At 54.5% G+C, this 15,968-nt stretch carries 20 protein-coding genes; 17 read left to right on the top strand and 3 right to left on the bottom strand.

Going from position 1 to position 15,968, the window contains the following annotated elements:
* Positions 1-7: 7 nt before the first annotated feature.
* The 14 genes from gspG to ACIDE9_RS06630 all read left to right on the top strand — a co-directional run bounded on the left by gspG (position 8) and on the right by ACIDE9_RS06630 (position 11,164).
* Positions 8-430: a type II secretion system major pseudopilin GspG gene (gene gspG, locus ACIDE9_RS06565; protein ID WP_411993636.1), complete on the top strand. Its 423-nt coding sequence runs from the start codon at positions 8-10 to the stop codon at positions 428-430.
* Between the two features lie 19 nt (positions 431-449).
* Entirely contained in the window at positions 450-1,640 is a 1,191-nt protein-coding gene (locus ACIDE9_RS06570) for a type II secretion system F family protein (protein WP_411993638.1), read from the top strand.
* Positions 1,641-1,653: 13 nt separating this feature from the next.
* Complete coding sequence (locus tag ACIDE9_RS06575) at positions 1,654-3,372, top strand: GspE/PulE family protein (protein WP_411993639.1); 1,719 nt, start codon at positions 1,654-1,656, stop codon at positions 3,370-3,372.
* Entirely contained in the window at positions 3,353-4,249 is an 897-nt protein-coding gene (locus tag ACIDE9_RS06580) for a hypothetical protein (RefSeq protein WP_411993641.1), read from the top strand. Before ACIDE9_RS06575 ends, ACIDE9_RS06580 begins: the two co-directional genes overlap by 20 nt.
* Entirely contained in the window at positions 4,249-4,761 is a 513-nt protein-coding gene (locus ACIDE9_RS06585) for a hypothetical protein (protein ID WP_411993643.1), read from the top strand. Before ACIDE9_RS06580 ends, ACIDE9_RS06585 begins: the two co-directional genes overlap by 1 nt.
* On the top strand, positions 4,749-5,297 hold the full coding sequence (locus ACIDE9_RS06590; RefSeq protein WP_411993644.1) for a hypothetical protein: 549 nt from the start codon (positions 4,749-4,751) through the stop codon (positions 5,295-5,297). Before ACIDE9_RS06585 ends, ACIDE9_RS06590 begins: the two co-directional genes overlap by 13 nt.
* Positions 5,294-5,788, top strand: coding sequence for a hypothetical protein (locus tag ACIDE9_RS06595; RefSeq protein WP_411993646.1), 495 nt, complete (start codon positions 5,294-5,296; stop codon positions 5,786-5,788). The genes ACIDE9_RS06590 and ACIDE9_RS06595 overlap by 4 nt, the downstream gene beginning before the upstream one ends.
* An 8-nt stretch (positions 5,789-5,796) precedes the next feature.
* Positions 5,797-7,746 carry a type II and III secretion system protein gene (locus ACIDE9_RS06600; protein WP_411993648.1) on the top strand — a complete coding sequence of 650 codons (1,950 nt, stop codon included), beginning with the start codon at positions 5,797-5,799 and terminating at the stop codon, positions 7,744-7,746.
* A gap of 13 nt (positions 7,747-7,759) precedes the next feature.
* The gene (locus tag ACIDE9_RS06605) at positions 7,760-8,242 is read left to right on the top strand and encodes a prepilin-type N-terminal cleavage/methylation domain-containing protein (protein ID WP_411993650.1); all 483 of its coding nucleotides are present in this window, start codon (positions 7,760-7,762) and stop codon (positions 8,240-8,242) included.
* Positions 8,243-8,246: 4 nt separating this feature from the next.
* Entirely contained in the window at positions 8,247-8,618 is a 372-nt protein-coding gene (locus tag ACIDE9_RS06610) for a type II secretion system protein (RefSeq protein ID WP_411993652.1), read from the top strand.
* The gene (locus ACIDE9_RS06615; protein ID WP_411993654.1) at positions 8,605-9,099 is read left to right on the top strand and encodes a type II secretion system protein; all 495 of its coding nucleotides are present in this window, start codon (positions 8,605-8,607) and stop codon (positions 9,097-9,099) included. Before ACIDE9_RS06610 ends, ACIDE9_RS06615 begins: the two co-directional genes overlap by 14 nt.
* Before the next feature lie 203 nt (positions 9,100-9,302).
* Entirely contained in the window at positions 9,303-9,941 is a 639-nt protein-coding gene (locus tag ACIDE9_RS06620; protein WP_411993656.1) for a MotA/TolQ/ExbB proton channel family protein, read from the top strand.
* A gap of 4 nt (positions 9,942-9,945) precedes the next feature.
* A complete protein-coding gene (locus tag ACIDE9_RS06625) occupies positions 9,946-10,359 on the top strand; it encodes an ExbD/TolR family protein (protein ID WP_194752960.1) in 414 nt (137 codons plus the stop codon).
* A gap of 4 nt (positions 10,360-10,363) precedes the next feature.
* A complete protein-coding gene (locus ACIDE9_RS06630) occupies positions 10,364-11,164 on the top strand; it encodes a TonB family protein (protein ID WP_411993659.1) in 801 nt (266 codons plus the stop codon).
* Positions 11,165-11,314: 150 nt separating this feature from the next.
* On the opposite strand, the gene ACIDE9_RS06635 is transcribed toward ACIDE9_RS06630, so the two are convergent.
* Positions 11,315-12,223: a LysR family transcriptional regulator gene (locus ACIDE9_RS06635; RefSeq protein ID WP_411993661.1), complete on the bottom strand. Its 909-nt coding sequence runs from the start codon at positions 12,221-12,223 to the stop codon at positions 11,315-11,317.
* Between the two features lie 112 nt (positions 12,224-12,335).
* Between ACIDE9_RS06635 and ACIDE9_RS06640 the strand changes: the two genes are divergently transcribed.
* Entirely contained in the window at positions 12,336-13,094 is a 759-nt protein-coding gene (locus ACIDE9_RS06640) for an SDR family NAD(P)-dependent oxidoreductase (protein WP_411993662.1), read from the top strand.
* A gap of 53 nt (positions 13,095-13,147) precedes the next feature.
* Here ACIDE9_RS06640 and ACIDE9_RS06645 read toward each other — a convergent pair whose 3' ends face one another.
* The gene (locus tag ACIDE9_RS06645; RefSeq protein WP_411993663.1) at positions 13,148-13,669 is read right to left on the bottom strand and encodes a YMGG-like glycine zipper-containing protein; all 522 of its coding nucleotides are present in this window, start codon (positions 13,667-13,669) and stop codon (positions 13,148-13,150) included.
* Between the two features lie 10 nt (positions 13,670-13,679).
* Positions 13,680-14,123: a hypothetical protein gene (locus tag ACIDE9_RS06650; protein WP_411993665.1), complete on the bottom strand. Its 444-nt coding sequence runs from the start codon at positions 14,121-14,123 to the stop codon at positions 13,680-13,682.
* 188 nt (positions 14,124-14,311) lie between these two features.
* Here ACIDE9_RS06650 and ACIDE9_RS06655 point away from each other — a divergent pair, with 188 nt between their 5' ends.
* On the top strand, positions 14,312-14,887 hold the full coding sequence (locus tag ACIDE9_RS06655) for a hypothetical protein (RefSeq protein WP_411993667.1): 576 nt from the start codon (positions 14,312-14,314) through the stop codon (positions 14,885-14,887).
* Positions 14,887-15,945, top strand: a complete 1,059-nt coding sequence (locus ACIDE9_RS06660; RefSeq protein WP_411993669.1) for an aldo/keto reductase — start codon at positions 14,887-14,889, stop codon at positions 15,943-15,945. Before ACIDE9_RS06655 ends, ACIDE9_RS06660 begins: the two co-directional genes overlap by 1 nt.
* Positions 15,946-15,968 lie beyond the last annotated feature (23 nt).

Genomic DNA, 15,968 nt, shown 5'->3' on the forward strand with positions numbered 1-15,968 from the left:
AATAGACATGAGGTGTGCAAAGGGGATGAAACAGTCTGGGTTTACCTTGCTGGAGTTGCTGGTGGTGATGGTGATTATCGGCTTGCTGGCAGGTTACGTGGGCCCCAAGTATTTTGCCCAGATTGGTAAGTCGGAAACCAAAACTGCCAAGGCACAAATCGAGGCCTTGTCGCGTGCGCTGGATACTTACCGGCTGGATACCGGTCATTACCCGGCGACGGAACAGGGCTTGGCGGCACTGAATCGCAGACCGGATGGTGAAGCTAAATGGCAAGGTCCCTATTTGGCCAAAGGCGTGCCCGCCGACCCGTGGGGCAGGCAGTATCTGTATCGGTATCCCGGTGAGCATGGCGATTACGATGTGTGGAGCCTGGGCAGTGATGGCGCCGCTGGCGGCCAGGATGCTGATAGCGACGTAGGTAACTGGTAGCGTTTTAACCTAAACCGCCATGAAATTTGAATTAAAAGTATTACAGGGTGCACAGGTCAGTTGGCTGACTGTGGATGCCATGGACCGCCAGGCCGCGCTGCTACAGGTGCAGGCGCAAGGCTATGGTGTGTTGCAGGTGCGATCGGCGCGGGCACACGGCTGGCCGCAATGGCCACTGAAAACGCAAACGTTTAACCTCAGCCTGTTTAGCCAGGAGTTGCTGACGTTATTGGAGTCTGGCCTGAGTTTGATTGAAGCGATTGAAGGTCTGGCTGAAAAAGAGCAGCAGGATCATGCGCGTGCGGTGTTAACCCAGTTGCGCACCGCTCTGTTTGAGGGCTTGCCGTTGTCGCAGGCGCTGGCCTTACAGCCAAGCGTATTCAGCCAATTGTATATCGCGCTGATCCGCGCCAGTGAGCGCACGGGCGACATGGTGCATGCTTTGCGCCGCCATGTGGCTTACCAGTCACAGGTGGAGGCGATTCGTAAAAAGATTATCGCGGCCTCCATTTACCCACTGTTACTGATTGTGGTAGGCGGCCTGGTCGTGCTGTTTCTGCTCGGTTATGTGGTGCCGCGCTTTAGCACCATTTATGAAAGCGGCGGTGACAACCTGCCCTGGGCCAGCCAGATGCTGTTGCGTTGGGGGCAACTATTGCAAGGGCATGGTGAGTGGGTGCTGCTGGCCACTGTGGGCATGGCGGCCACCTTGTGGCTGCTGTTTTCGCGCCCGGCCAGCAAAGCCTGGCTCATGCAGCGCGTGTGGCAAATCCCCAGTTTGGGCGAAGCCTTGCGCATTTACCAGTTGGCGCGATTTTACCGCACGCTAGGCATGTTGTTACAGGGAGGAATTCCCTTGCTGACGGCCCTGGGCATGGTGCAATCTCTGTTGCCGCAAGAGTTGCAACTGGCTTTGCAGCGCGTGATTGCCGAAGTGCGTGAAGGCAAGACTTTATCGGGCGCCATGGAGTCACATGGCCTGACCACTTCAATCGCCAACCGCATGCTGCGTGTCGGTGAGCGCAGTGGGCAACTAGATGACATGCTGGGTCGTATTGGCGTGTTTTATGACGAAGAAACAGCGCGGCGGGTGGAGTGGCTGAGCAAGCTGCTGGAACCCGCGCTGATGGTACTCATCGGCCTGATTGTCGGGCTGGTGGTGGTGTTGATGTATATGCCGATTTTTGAGCTGGCAGGCGCAATAGAATAGGAAACGCCATCGCATGAATATGCAGGATTTACCACTCACCGGGCAGATGCCGCCGCCACTGGCGACCGCATTATTTCCGCAGGCACGCCAGTTGGCGCAACAAACCGGCCGTCAGCTGATGGAGGTGCTGGAGGAGTTGTCTGGCCTGGCGCCCGATGTGTTTGTGCAAGCACTCGGGCAATGCATGCATTACCCGACGTTAACCGCGCTCGACTTGCATGCCATGCAGCCCATGTTTGAGCTGTTGCGTTTTGCGGATGCCAGCACCTTACATGCGGTATTAATGCAAAAAACCGATCAGTCGTTGCACCCAGATCAATCGTTATACCTCGTGCTGGCTGACCCTTTTGACGAAGCGTTGCAATTACGCTTGCAAAGCATGGTACGCCTGCCGATACAGTGGTGCCTGGCGCATCGCAATGATATTGCGGCCTGCCTGCAATTTCATGAAACACAAATGCGCGCGATGGACCAGGTGCAACACAGCGACAGCGCGAGCCATGAGGAGGAAGCGCCTGTCGAGGAACTGTCGCTTAAATCCATCAGCGAAGACAGCAGCCCGGTGGTGCGTTTTGTACGCTCGACTTTGTACGACGCGCTCAAGGCAGGGGCCAGCGATATCCACCTGGAATCCACCATCCATGGCCTGCGCGTTAAATACCGTATTGATGGTGTGCTGAACGAGGCTGGGGGGCTGAGTGGCGTGATGCAGGCCGAGCAAGCCATTTCGCGCATCAAGGTGATGTCTGAGCTCGATATTGCCGAGCGTCGCATTCCGCAGGATGGGCGCTGCAAAGTGCACGCCCTGGGTCGCGAGATAGACCTGCGTGTCTCCATTATGCCCAGCGTAGTAGGGGAGGATGCCGTGTTGCGTGTGCTCGATCGTAAAGCCCTCAGTGAAGCGCAAGGCATCAGCCTGGAGGTGCTGGGTTTCGCCCCGGACTTGCTGGCGCAAATCCGGGCGCAGGCGGAAGCCCCTTATGGCATGTTGCTGGTGACCGGGCCCACCGGCAGTGGCAAAACCACCACCCTCTACGGCATGATTTCCGAAATCAACCAGGGCCAGGACAAGATTATCACCATTGAAGACCCGGTCGAATATCAGCTGCCAGGCGTGCTGCAAATCCCGGTTAACGAGAAAAAAGGTCTCACCTTTGCGCGCGGTTTGCGCTCTATTTTGCGTCACGACCCGGACAAAATCATGGTCGGTGAAATCCGCGATGGCGAAACAGCGCAGATTGCCGTGCAGTCTGCGCTCACCGGGCATTTGGTACTCACCACCGTGCATGCCAATAACGTGTTTGATGTGATCGGCCGCTTCACCAATATGGGCGTGGATGCTTACAGCTTTGTCTCGGCGGTCAATGTCATCCTGGCCCAACGGCTCGTACGTGTGATCTGCCCGTTTTGCAAAGTAGATGATGTGCCGGAACCCGTATTGTTAAGCAAGTCAGGGCTGACGATGGAGAGCACGCAACACTACCAGTTTAAAAAAGGCCAGGGCTGCGGCCAGTGCCATGGCAGCGGCTACAAAGGCCGCAAAGGTATTGCCGAATTGCTGCTGTTTGATGACCGCATGCGCGAACTCATCGTTGCTAAAGCGCCTATCAGCCAGATTAAGGCACTGGCAGCCAGCACGGGGACGCGTGCGATGCGTGATTCTGGCCTGGCGCTGGTGGCCGCAGGCGAAACAACTTTGCAGGAGATTAACCGTGTTACAGCACTCTCCTGACCCGGGCTGGGATTGCCGTCTGGCCGATAGCCGCCGCTGGTGGCAGGCATGGACTGCGCCGGAGTTGCGTCTTGTCATCACTTGCGACGCATTGGAAGTGTTCCAGTTTCAAAGCGCCTGGTGGCCGGGCCGTCGCCCGCAGCTCCGCAGTCATCAACGTTATGCTTTACCAGGCAATGCGCACGATCTCTTGCCGCCAGACGCATTGTGGCAAACCCTGCATGAGGTATTGGCGCCATTGGCAGGCCAGCGCTGGCACGTGGTGGTGGTACTTTCCAACCAGTATGCGCGCTGGCTGGTGTTGCCGTGGCAAGCTGACATCCGCTCGCAGGCTGACCAGGCCGCCTATTACCAACACGGCTTGCAGCAGGCGTTTGCCAACGATGGCCAGGATTGGCAGATTGAGGCGCAGCCGGGGGCGTATGGCCAGCCTACCTTGCTGAATGCACTGCCTGCCTCATTATTGGCAAAGTTGCAGGCCTCACTGGCCGAATATCGTTTGCCCGCTGGCATCATCACTGCCGCGTGGACACTGGCCGCTAACCAGGCTTTGCATACCATGCGTCAGCAGGGCTTTTCAGCTAATGGCTGGATTGTGTGTCGTGAGTCCAGCCACTTAACTGTGGCTTGCCTGATGCAGGGTGAATGGCAGCAGATTCGCCAACTGCCTGTCGATACGCATTGGCGGCAGACCTTGACGCAGTGGTTGTTGCGCGAGCAGGCCATATATCCCGAGCGGGCAGCGTTGCCCATCTTTTTGTCACCAGCCGAGCCTGGCGGTGCTACACCGCAATCCATGTTGCCGTTTCAGGTGGTGGATTTGTGCAGCAGGCTGGATCAACCATCCCAGCCAGCAACGCAACGGAGGATGGCGTAATGCATGTTCGCTTCAATCACGCGCCCGGTCGCCTGCCAGGGCCCACGGCCACGTTGGTTGGCCTGATCTTGCTAGGCAGTCTGGCTAGTCTGGCGGTGGTGTATCAACAGTTGACTGAGGAAAACACGGCTTTGCAGCAACAATGGCAAACGCGTTTATCGTTACAGGCAACCAATCAGCAAACCGTGCGTGCACCTGTGGTTAATCCGGCACTGGCGGCGGATATCGTCGAGGCACAGCAACAGATACACACCCCGTGGCTCGCTTTATTAGGTGACCTCGAGCGTGCCCAGCAAGCCCAGTTGTACTGGCTTCAACTCTCCCCCGACGCCAAGCGTAAACAGATCCGCATGACAGTGCTGGCACAGCAGCGCCAGCAAGGCTGGGCGTTAGTAGAGCGTTTGAAAAAACAGTCTGCGTTAATGGACGTGAAACTCAAGGCCAGCGAAGCGACCGAGGTGAACGGCTTGCGTATGACCACCTTGCATGTGGAGGCTGGATGGCAGTTCTAAATCACGCTATGCAGCGCGTTCACTACTTGTGCCAGCAAACCTTAAGCACGCATCGCTGGCTGGCCGTGATGTTGCTAGTCACTGTGTTACTGTCCGGGCTGGTGGGGCATGCCTGGTGGCGTGGGCATACCTTGCAACATTCCTTGCAGCAAATGCCTGCACCCACTAAGCGGCCATTGCCTGCCATGCAGAGCAGGCCGCAAGTGGTGAGCGTGTTGCAGACCTGGCCTAGTGAAGAGGAGGCTGACCGTATTAGTGCCGAGATCCTGGCAACGGCAGATGCGATGGGCATGGTGTTCGAACGGGCAGAGTTTCAGTCTGCCGCTGTTGAACATTCTAGTTTGCAGGTGCAACGTATCAAGTTGCCTCTCAAGGGCGATTATTTGCAGGTACGCCACTTTTTGCAGCAGGTGTTGCAACACTACCCCAGCCTGGCATTAAGCCAGTTCAAATTGCAACGCAGCGATGCGTTACAGCCTGAGCTTGAGGCCTATGTGGAGTTCAGTTTGTATACACGTAAGCGAGGCCAGACATGATGCGGCGCGGATTACTTTGGGCCGCACTGGCTTGCACGTTACTGGCATGTTGGTGGGTAGAGCAAGCTGAGCAGGCACCGGTTGCGGCTGTACAGCCGCCTCAGCGTCATGTGAGCCTGGCGCAGGCCTTGCCTCAAGCGGTCGTGCCGAAACGTATCTCAGCACCGCAAAACGTCTCAATACCAGCAAGCATGACTGCCGTCGCCGACGATAATGCGATCGACCTGTTTGCAGTGTTGGACATGCCGTCCGCCGACAGTGCCGAGGCTGCCATGCCTGAAGCCGTGAATCCTTATACCTATGCCGGTCGTTTGCAAGAGGATGGGCGCTGGACCGTGTTTTTAACCGATGGCCAGCAACAATATGTATTACACGAGGGTGACCACTTTGCCGAAGGTTGGCAGGTGGCAGTGCTGGATCAACAAAAAATCGTGCTGCAGCATGCGGCCGAGCGCTTTGAAATCAGGCTGGATAACGGGGTGGTATTTTGAACAAGCAAGTGAATCAAACGTATAGTCATTGGGCCTGGTTGTTGGGTTGTCCGCTGATATTGGCCAGTTGCAGCAACCTGCTGCCCGCACAGCAAACTGGCGATGCCACGCTGGAGCAGGCCAGGCTATATGCCGCACGCGGCCAGGATGATGAAGCGATTCAGTTGTTGCAACCGTTGGTCGATCAGTACCCGCGCCAGCCACAATACAAAAACTGGCTGACGTTGTTGCAGGAGAAAAAACTGCAAAAGCAAGTGCAGCAAGCCGATAGCATGCTGGTTGCCCAGCAATACGATGCGGCGGCCGAGGGTTACCAGCAGGTGTTGCAAGCAGCGCCGAATAACCGTGCTGCCAGTGATGGTATGCAAAAAGTACAACTGGCACGCCAACATGCGGCACAGCTTGAGCAGGTGAAAGCGGCAATTGCAACCGAGGATTTGGCAGGCGCCGAGTTTGGCTTGCGCAGTATCCTGTCCGAGCAGCCCGCGCATGCCGCAGCGCGGCAGTTGTTTGAACAGCTGGAGCAAAAGAAAAACGAACGGACCAGTGTGGTGCGACCCTTGCAGGCATCGTTGAAAAAGAAAGTGACGCTGGAGCTTAAAAATGCGCCGATTAAAAATGTATTTGAGTATTTAGGCAAAGCGGGAGACTTGAATTTCTCGTTTGACCAGGAGCTCAACGAAGGCATACGCGTGAATGTCTTGCTGCGCGATACGCCGATTGAACAAGCGCTGGAGGTGATTCTCACCAGTCATCAATTAGGCAAAAAGGTACTTAACAGCAATACCTTGCTGATTTATCCTCAAGCACGCGCCGCGCAATATGAAGAGCTGTTTGTGCGCAGCTTTTACCTGACACATATGGATGCCAAACGCGCGCTTAATATGATGAAAACCGTGTTGCGTGCCAGCGATGTCTATATGGATGAAAAGCTCAACACGCTGGTGATCCGCGACACCATGGACCGTATCAAGGTCGCCGAAAAACTGATTGCCTCACAGGACCTCAATGAGCCTGAGGTCATGCTGGAAGTCGAGGTGATGGAAATCAACCGCCGTAACCTGGAAAATCTGGGTATTCAATACCCCAGCCAGATTGGCGTCGGCGTGCAGGGCAACGCGGCCGGTAGTAGCAGCGGTATACAACCGCAAGCAGGCAAACTGACGCTGACCGAATTGCGTAATTTCAATGGCAACCTGGGCGTGTTCTCAATCAGCGACCCGGCTATTGTGCTGAATTTATTGCACCAGGATACCGATACCAATTTACTGGCCAGCCCGAAAATCCGCGTCAAAAACCGTGACCGCGCCAAGATTCATGTTGGCGATAAAATTCCGGTGCTGACCAGCGTGGCCAGCGCGCAGGGCTTTGTCAGCCAGAATGTGAATTATATTGAAGTCGGCATCAAGCTCGATGTCGAGCCAGTGATTCAGATGCAGGATCAGGTGAGTATCAAGGTCGGCATGGAGGTGAGCAATATTACCGACCAGGTCACCACCAGCTCTGGTGTGCTGGCGTATACCATAGGCAGCCGTAATGCCAATACCACCTTGCAGTTACGTAATAACGAAACGCAGATTCTGGCTGGGCTGTTCCGTGACGATGAGCAGAAAACGCGGCGCAAAGTGCCTGGCCTCGGTAATTTGCCACTGATCGGAAAATTGTTTAGCAGCAATAATGAGGATAAACGCAAAAACGAAATTGTGTTGCTGATTACACCGCGCATCATGCATAACCTGAGCCCGGCCAGTTCGGTCTATAGCCTGATTCCTTCTGGCATTGCCGCGACGGCCAATCCGGTGGGGGCCGGCGGCGCGCGCGCGGTGCAGGCGACGGAACCGACACCATCAGCGCCAGTGGTGACCCCGCAATCCACACAAAGCAGCAATATGCGTAATGACAGCGGCTTTGCCAGCCAGATGATGAATAGCAGTGACACCGGCGCCGTACAGCCTTGAGGCCTGCCAATTGATGTTATCTCTTTCTTCTCGCAAACATTATGGATTCACCCTGGTTGAGCTATTGGTGACGCTGGCCTTGCTGGCGTTACTGGTGACTTCGGCCAGTCCGGTGCTGCAACTCAATACCAAGCGCGAAAAAGAACGTGAACTCAAGCGCGCCTTGTGGCAAATCCGCGATGCGCTGGATGCGTATAAAGATGCAGTCGATCAGGGCCTGATTAAGAAAACGGCCGAGGGTAGCGGCTATCCGCCTAATCTGGCAATCCTGGTGACGGGCGTTGAAAATGCGCAAGACACCAAAAAGAAAAAACTGTTTTTTTTAAGGCGTATCCCGCGTGACCCGTTTGCGGCGGATACCGAACAAAACAACGCGGGCACGTGGCGCATCCGTGCCTATGACGGTGCGCTCGATGAGATGGCGCAGGACGTGTATGACGTGTCTTCGCGTTCGCCTGCCATGGGCATTAACCAGCAACCTTACAGCGAGTGGTAAAAGCATGAAGCGCGGATTTACCTTGATTGAAATGCTGGTGGTGCTGGCGATTCTGGCCATGTTGCTGACCATTGTGACGCCCAAATTTATGCATATGTTGCAGCGCTCGAAAGAGACCAGTTTGCGTCATGATTTGCTCACCATGCGCGACGCGATTGATAAGTTTTACAGCGACAAAAACCGCTACCCAGATACGCTGGACGAACTGGTAGAACGCCAATACCTGAAAGCCATTCCACCAGACCCGATCACCGAACGTATGGATACCTGGGTGATTACCTTGCCACCCAATATTGACGAGCAGGGCAGTGTCTTTGATGTGCATAGCGGCTCTGCGCTGGTGGCCGCAGATGGTACGCCTTATGCGCTGTGGTAGGCCGCCTGTCGACGGTTTTGTGCTGATTGGCATGTTTATGCTGATCATGCTCAGTGGCCTGGTCATGGTGCAAGCCAGCATGCGCTGGCAAACTCAGGTGTTGCGCGAGAGAGAACAAGAGCTGCTTAAGGTGGGCCTGGCCTATCGCGATGCCATCGGCCGCTATTACAACCAGACGCCGGGCGTGGTGAAAACGTTTCCGCCAACGCTGGAAGTACTGCAAGAAGATACTCGCTTCCCGACTGCGCGCCGTCATCTGCGCAAAGTCTATCTTGACCCCATCACGCAACGCGAAGGCTGGGGCCTCGTCATGGCCCCCAGCGGCGGCATTATGGGGGTTTACAGCTTGTCTGATAAAGCACCATTTAAAACCAAAGGTTACCGTGGTGAGTTACAGCATTTGAATGACAAGCGCTATTACGGTGAATGGTACTTTGTTTATTTGCCGCAATCTGTCGCAGCCAATACTGGCAGTATGTGATTAGCTGTTTATGTGTAAATTTTAGTTAACAACATCAGGATTTCGGCGCTCCCAGCGATTAAACATATGAAGGGATGTAAATGTGAGAAATTCCCGGTATTGACGGGCATTTTTCCTGTGCAGGATGCTGAGGTCGGTCAGACGGAATCTTGCATGCAACACATCTCAATTGTTTTTTCTGTATTTTGATAATGGAGCTCGCTGTGGATTTAGTGCCTGATATTGTTGATCTTGTGTTGTATTTGCTGGGCGTGCTGTCGGTGCTGGTGTGGTCCATCATCATTATTAAAAGTTGGGCCTGGTTTAAGTCGCGCAATGAGGCGAACCACTTTTTATCTGAGTGGCAGCAGGTGAAAACCATTTATGAGTTGCCCAAGATTATTGCGCACAGCAATAGCAGTTTCGCACGTTTGTGTGATGCCGGTATGCGGGCGATGAATGAGGCGATGGCGAACTCTGTGTTGCGCAGAAACGAGCGCCAGGAAGTGATTTTATTATCGCTCAAGCAGCAAGCCTATCTTGAGCAAAAACGCATGGATGGCGGCGTGGCGGTGTTGGCGAGCATAGGCTCTACGGCGCCGTTTATCGGTTTGTTTGGCACGGTGTGGGGCATTATGAATGCGCTTAAAACCATCACGGCTACTGGCTCTGCCGGGCTGGACGTAGTGGCCGGGCCCATTGGTGAGGCCTTGATTGCCACCGCGATTGGCATTGCCACGGCGGTGCCTGCGGTGCTGGCCTATAACTATTTCATGCGTAAGCAAAAGGTGCATCGGGCCGATATGGAGCAAGTCGCCAGCCGTTTTCAATCATTGCTGACACAGTCAGGCGCAGAGGGCTAACATCATGGCGATTTTAGGCGACAGTGACAATGAAGACCTGGTGAGCGAAATTAATGTGACGCCACTGGTGGATGTGATGCTGGTATTACTGACGGTGTTTATCGTCACTGCACCTTTGCTGATGAATGCGGTCAAGGTCAAACTGCCACAAGCCAGTGCCGAGGTTGCGATCACTACGCCTAGAACGGCCCACATCAGTGTCACTGATGCAGGCGATGTGTTTCTCGACCAGCAGCGACTGGCGATTGAGGGGTTGACGACGGAGTTGGGCCAGCTCAAGCAACGCCATGACCCTGCGGTGGAGATTTATGCCGATGAGCATGCGCAATACGGCGTGGTCGCCAAAGTGTTAGCCGCTATACAGAGTGCAGGGATCAGCAAGTTCAGTTTTGTCATGTCGCCAGAGACCAGGAAATAAAGACATGAGCAGCCTGATTTACCCTGAGCAACAGGATTATTCGCTCGTTTGGCGGGCGGTGATCGTTTCGCTGGCCTTGCATGTGCTGGTGGTTGCGGTGTATCCGACGCTGAGCCAGATTCAGCTACCCAAAATGCCAGAAAGGCTGGAAATCGAGTTTTTCTCTATCAAAGCTGCGCCACCAACAACGCAAGTGACGCCGCCTGCTGAGACCGTTACGCCGGTGGAACCACCCAAGGCGACGCCTACGCCTGTTGTGAAACCACAAACGCCGACAGAAACACCAAAGCAGGTATTGGCTGCACCATCCAGCCACGAGTCAGATTACAAGGTGCCAGAGCAGGTCGCCCCCGCCAAGGCTGAGCCTGCGCCGGTCAACCCAGCACCCAGTGTGAGTGCGGCGGAAAGTGCACAACATGCTACGAATGACGCGCCGGCAAAAGACGCCAAGCCCAGTGTGGCTGCCAGCACTGCACAGGCCAGCAACGATACAGACGAGTTAAACGCCAGTGACACGGATGCCTGGGGTGATTATGGCGAGCAATTACGCGATCTGGTGAGCAAGAGCAAGCAATATCCGGCGATTGCCATCCGCCGCCATCTTGAAGGTGAGGCGTCAGTAGTTGCGCAGTTTGTGCGTGGCGAGTTGGTGAGTGTGTCGTTAGCGGGCAGTAGCAAGCATGTGCCGCTGGATGAAGAAGCCATGCGCATGGTGAAAAAGGCCATTGCGCAGTTGGGTGTGAAAGATAGCCTAAGAAAGAAGAGCTTCAAAATAACGATACCAGTCAATTTTAAACTGGAGTGATCCGTTCGCGGTTTCCCGAAGGCTGGCGTAACTAGAAAGTAAATCCCTCACTTTCGCTCAACAGTGACGCCTGCTCTATGTGCCCCCTGTTATTTGCCAATTTTCCTCCGGCAAGTGCAGGGGATTTTTTTGCCTAATATGGGTGAATGCTTAGTGATGCATTAACTGGTTTTGTACGAGTTCGCTCAACCAGTCCATAAAAATTCTCACCCTTTTAGATAGATTCCGACGGTGCGGAAACAACAGTGAAACTGTCATGCCTGGTGCAGTGAATGAGGGCAATATCTCCACTAACTGGCCGCTGGTTAGCATGGCCATGGCGCCTAGCTTGGGCGCTTGCATGATACCCAACCCAGCGGCGCAGGCAGCTCGGTAAGCATCGGTGTTGTTGACGCAGATGCGGCTGGGCATTTTCACGCGATGGAGTTCTCCGTCTAACTGATATTCAAACGCATCAAAGCGGTTGTTACTGCTGGTCTGGTAGTGAATCAAATAATGTTGCTGCAAATCGTCTATGCTTTTGGGCGTGCCGTATTGGGCGAGGTAAGACGGGCTGACGAAGTTGCTTTGCTGCATCTCGCCTATCTTGCGCATGATCATGCCAGATTCTTCGACTTCGCCGGTTCTGACCACGCAGTCGTAGCCTTCACTGACCAAGTCGACTTTACGGTCTTCGCTGCTGATTTCTATATTGAGGTTGGGGTGGCGCTGCAAAAAAGCGGGTAGGGCGGGGATCACTAAATGCCGGGCCATGGGCTGTGACATATTCACCCGGACGATGCCTGAGACCTGGCTGTCATCGCGCATGAACAAGGTTTCCAGTTCTTCTATCTCGCTTAAAACATCTTTGCTTTTTTCGTAAAACAACTGACCGTCTGGCGTGAGTTGTACTTTGCGCGTGGTGCGGTGAAACAGCTGCGTTTGTAGCCTGGTTTCCAGTTGCTGAATGGCTTGCGATACGCTGGCTTTAGGCAGGCCCAGGCTATCGGCCGCTTTAGTAAAGCTACCGAGTTCGGCGACGCGCATAAAACGTTTCAGGCTTTCGGTGCTGTCTATCATGTGCGTTTTATTGTTCGTTTATTGTGAACAGTATAATCGTTAATGGCTGATTTATCTTTAATTTTAAGATCAATAAACTACGCACATCTTTCATCAACACAGGAGAATGAGCATGGTTAGCAAGATTGCATTGATTACAGGTGGTAGCCGTGGTTTGGGTAAAAATACCGCGTTGGCGATGGCCAAGCAGGGCATTGATGTGGTCCTGACTTATCAAAGCAAGCAGGCGGCTGCACTGGAAGTCGTCAATGAGATTCATGCCTTGGGGCGCAAGGCGGTGGCTTTGCCACTGGATGTGGCACAAGTAAAAACGTTTGATGCGTTTGCCAGTGCCTTGAAGCAAGCGTTGCAAACATCTTTTCAGGCGGAAAAGTTTGACTTCCTGATTAACAATGCGGGTACTGGTCTCACCGCTCCCTTTGCTGAAACGACGGAACAGGTCTTTGATGACATGGTGAATATCCACCTGAAATCCACTTTCTTCGTGACGCAGAAGTTGCTGCCATTGATCAATGATGGTGGCCGCATTATCAATATCTCCAGTGGGCTGGCACGCTTTACATTGCCCGGCTACAGCGCTTATGCGGCGATGAAGGGCGGCATTGAGGTGTTGACGCGTTATATGGCCAAAGAGCTGGGTGCGCGTCAGATTGCGGTGAATACGGTGGCGCCGGGGGCGATTGAAACTGATTTTGGCCAGGGACTGGTGCGTGATAACAAAGAGGTGAATGCCTATATTGCCGGGCAAACTGCGCTTGGTCGCGTGGGCGTGCCGGATGATATTGGCCCCATGATTGCAAGCCTGTTGTCGGAGAATAATCGCTGGGTGAATGCACAGCGGATAGAGGCTTCCGGCGGCATGTTAATTTAATCGGCCAGGATGAAAACGAAACAGGCAGCTTGTGGCTGCCTGTTTTTATTCGCCTAGCGTGGTCGGTTGGGTGGTGGAGGTGGCGGGTAATAGCCTGAGCCCGTGGTCACCGGGGCAGCGTTAGTGCCCTGCGAGTAGGTTCTTGCCATGCTGGCTGGAACCGGGATACGGTGACCGGCGGCATACATGCATTGCAGGTAGGCGTTGTCGTATTTGTCCTGCGCGTTCATGCCGCTCACGGCGGCCGTATTGCTGCCAATCGCGCCGCCTGACAATGCGCCCATGCCAGCGCCTATGGCCGCACCTTGACCACCGCCAGCCGCTGCACCTATCGCGGCACCGACGACGGTGCCCACGGCAGTGGTGGTGGCCAGGCTGGCGTTATATTGCTGGTTCACCGTTTTGCCACCAATTTGTGTCAGGGCAAAGTCACGGCAGGATAAGTCATCGGCCCGGAATACATTGAAATCTTTGCCTGTGCCCGGTAAAGCCATGTTGCTGGGGCCAGTCGGGTTGGTGGCGCAGGCGGACAAGCCCAGTGCCGCAACCATGATCAGCAGAGGTGTGGTTTTCATATGCCTGGGCCTATTTGCTGGGTGGTGTCGGGGTAACCTGTTTCCAGCCCGCCGGACACTCTTTGACATAAGGATAATAGCTGTCAGATTGCTCGCAGTAATACCAGTAGCCCTGGCCATTGTTGCCCGCGCTGGCCGATGGTGGCGTGGTTTGTGCCGGGGAAGGATTGGCAGGCGCAGTTGAGCTCGTCGCACCGCTGCCTTGTTCGATATAGACCTGTGGTTGTGCTGGCTGCGTCACAATCACGGGTGGCGGACTGTAAACATAGGGGTAAGGATAGGCGTAAGGTGAATATGCATATGGAAAATAGGGGTAAGGGGCGCCAAAATAAAAACCAACGCCGCCTCTGCCATGCCAGCCACCGTGGCCGGGTGGGTGGGCTTGAGCGATGTTGCTGGCCAGTAATAATATTGCCACCAGGCCGCTTAACCCGATTGATTTTAATTTGATCATATTGCCTCCATTGCGTGCTTCTTACTTTCTCAGACAAAAGCATACGCAAATGTATCCTTGTGGATGGTGGCGGTTTTGTATCGGAGTGTATCTTTATCATGCTTTAAATATCAGGCAGAGGATAGTGTTAGGTAGCAGCGTGACAACTGCGGTATGCTAGTCAGGAACGCTTGTTTATTCATCCACTTATGCAACAACAATCGATACAACAGATCAATCTCGCTTATGACCAGCAACAAGACCGCTTGTTGATGAAAGCGGCTGTCAGCCAGTCGCAGGAGATTCGCGTGTGGCTGACTTACCGTGTCGCGCGACAGATGTTTAAAGTGCTTAACCGTGAAGCACATTTGCCGGTGTCAGCACTGGCACTGGGGAGTGCTGCCCCGTTGCCTGCTGCGCAATCACCCGCCGAGGCTACGCGCCAGTTTGCAGAAGAGGCTGACGCTGTGCATCAGCTGGACGACCTGGATTTTGCCACGGCTTACCAGCAACGCTCATCGGCGGTGAGTGAGCAGGAATTGTTAGTTATCGACACACGCTTTGTGTCGATTAACGACCAGTTGAATCATATGCAGTTGGTCTGCGCCAACGGCATGAACGTCAATATGAGTTTAAATCACCAACTGGTACTGGCTATCAGCCGGATGTTGATGGTTGCCAGCCAGGACGCAGGCTGGACATTGGCCGTGCATCAGGAGAAGGAACCAGAAGCGGTTTCCAGCATCGTAATGCAGGTACCCACAGAAAAACAGGTATTACATTAATGGATTACACCACCCTCGGGGACAGCGGCATTCGCGTCTCCAAAATCACGCTGGGCACTATGACCTTTGGTGACCAGAACACCCAGCAAGACGCCGACAACCAGCTGGACTTTGCCCTCTCGCAAGGCATTAACTTTATCGATACGGCTGAGATGTATCCGGTGCCGCCACGCGCAGAAACCGTGACGCAGACCGAAACCATGCTTGGCCACTGGATTAAAAAGCAGGCGCGCGACCATTTTGTGCTGGCCAGCAAAGTGGCGGGCCCCAGACGTGGCATGCAGTGGATACGCGGCGGCCCTAGCGGCATGGACAGGGCGAATATCCGCCAGGCGGTGCACGACAGCCTGACGCGTTTGCAAACCGACTACCTGGATGTGCTCTATCTGCATTGGCCTGAGCGCAATGTACCGATGTTTGGCCAATACCAGTTTGACCCGCGCGCCGAACGCGATGCCAGCGGCCAGCCCATCAACTGGGTGCCGATTCAAACCCAGCTCGAAGTGTTGGATGAGTTGATTCAGGAAGGCAAGGTACGCGCCATTGGCGTGAGTAATGAACAGCCATGGGGTGTCATGGAGTTTTTGCGCATTGCCCGTGAGCAAGGCTTGCCGCGCATTGCTGTATTGCAAAACTGCTATAACCTGATGAACCGTGGCATGGAGTTCGGCATGGCTGAGGTGCTGTACCGCGAGCGTATTAGCCTGGCAGCGTATTCGCCGCTGGCGTTTGGGCATTTGACCGGCAAATATGTCGACGACCCCGCTACCCCTGGCCGTGTGACCTTGTTTTTGGGTTATGCCCAACGTTATAAAAAGCCGGGTGTGCCTGCGGCGGCCAAAGCCTATACCGAGTTGGCGCGTGCACACGGGCTGACACCTACCCAACTGGCGCTGGGTTTTGTTTATCACCGCTGGTTTGTAGGCACGACTATTATTGGTGCGACCAGCATGGCCCAGTTGCAAGAGAATATTGCAGCCTATCAGGTGCACCTGAGTGATGACGTATTAAACGCGATTGAGCAACAGCATCTGACCATGATGAATCCAGCGCCTTGATCAGGTGCTTCAGAAGGGAATCC

Source organism: Methylophilus sp. 'Pure River', assembly GCF_046765995.1.
Lineage (GTDB): Bacteria > Pseudomonadota > Gammaproteobacteria > Burkholderiales > Methylophilaceae > Methylophilus.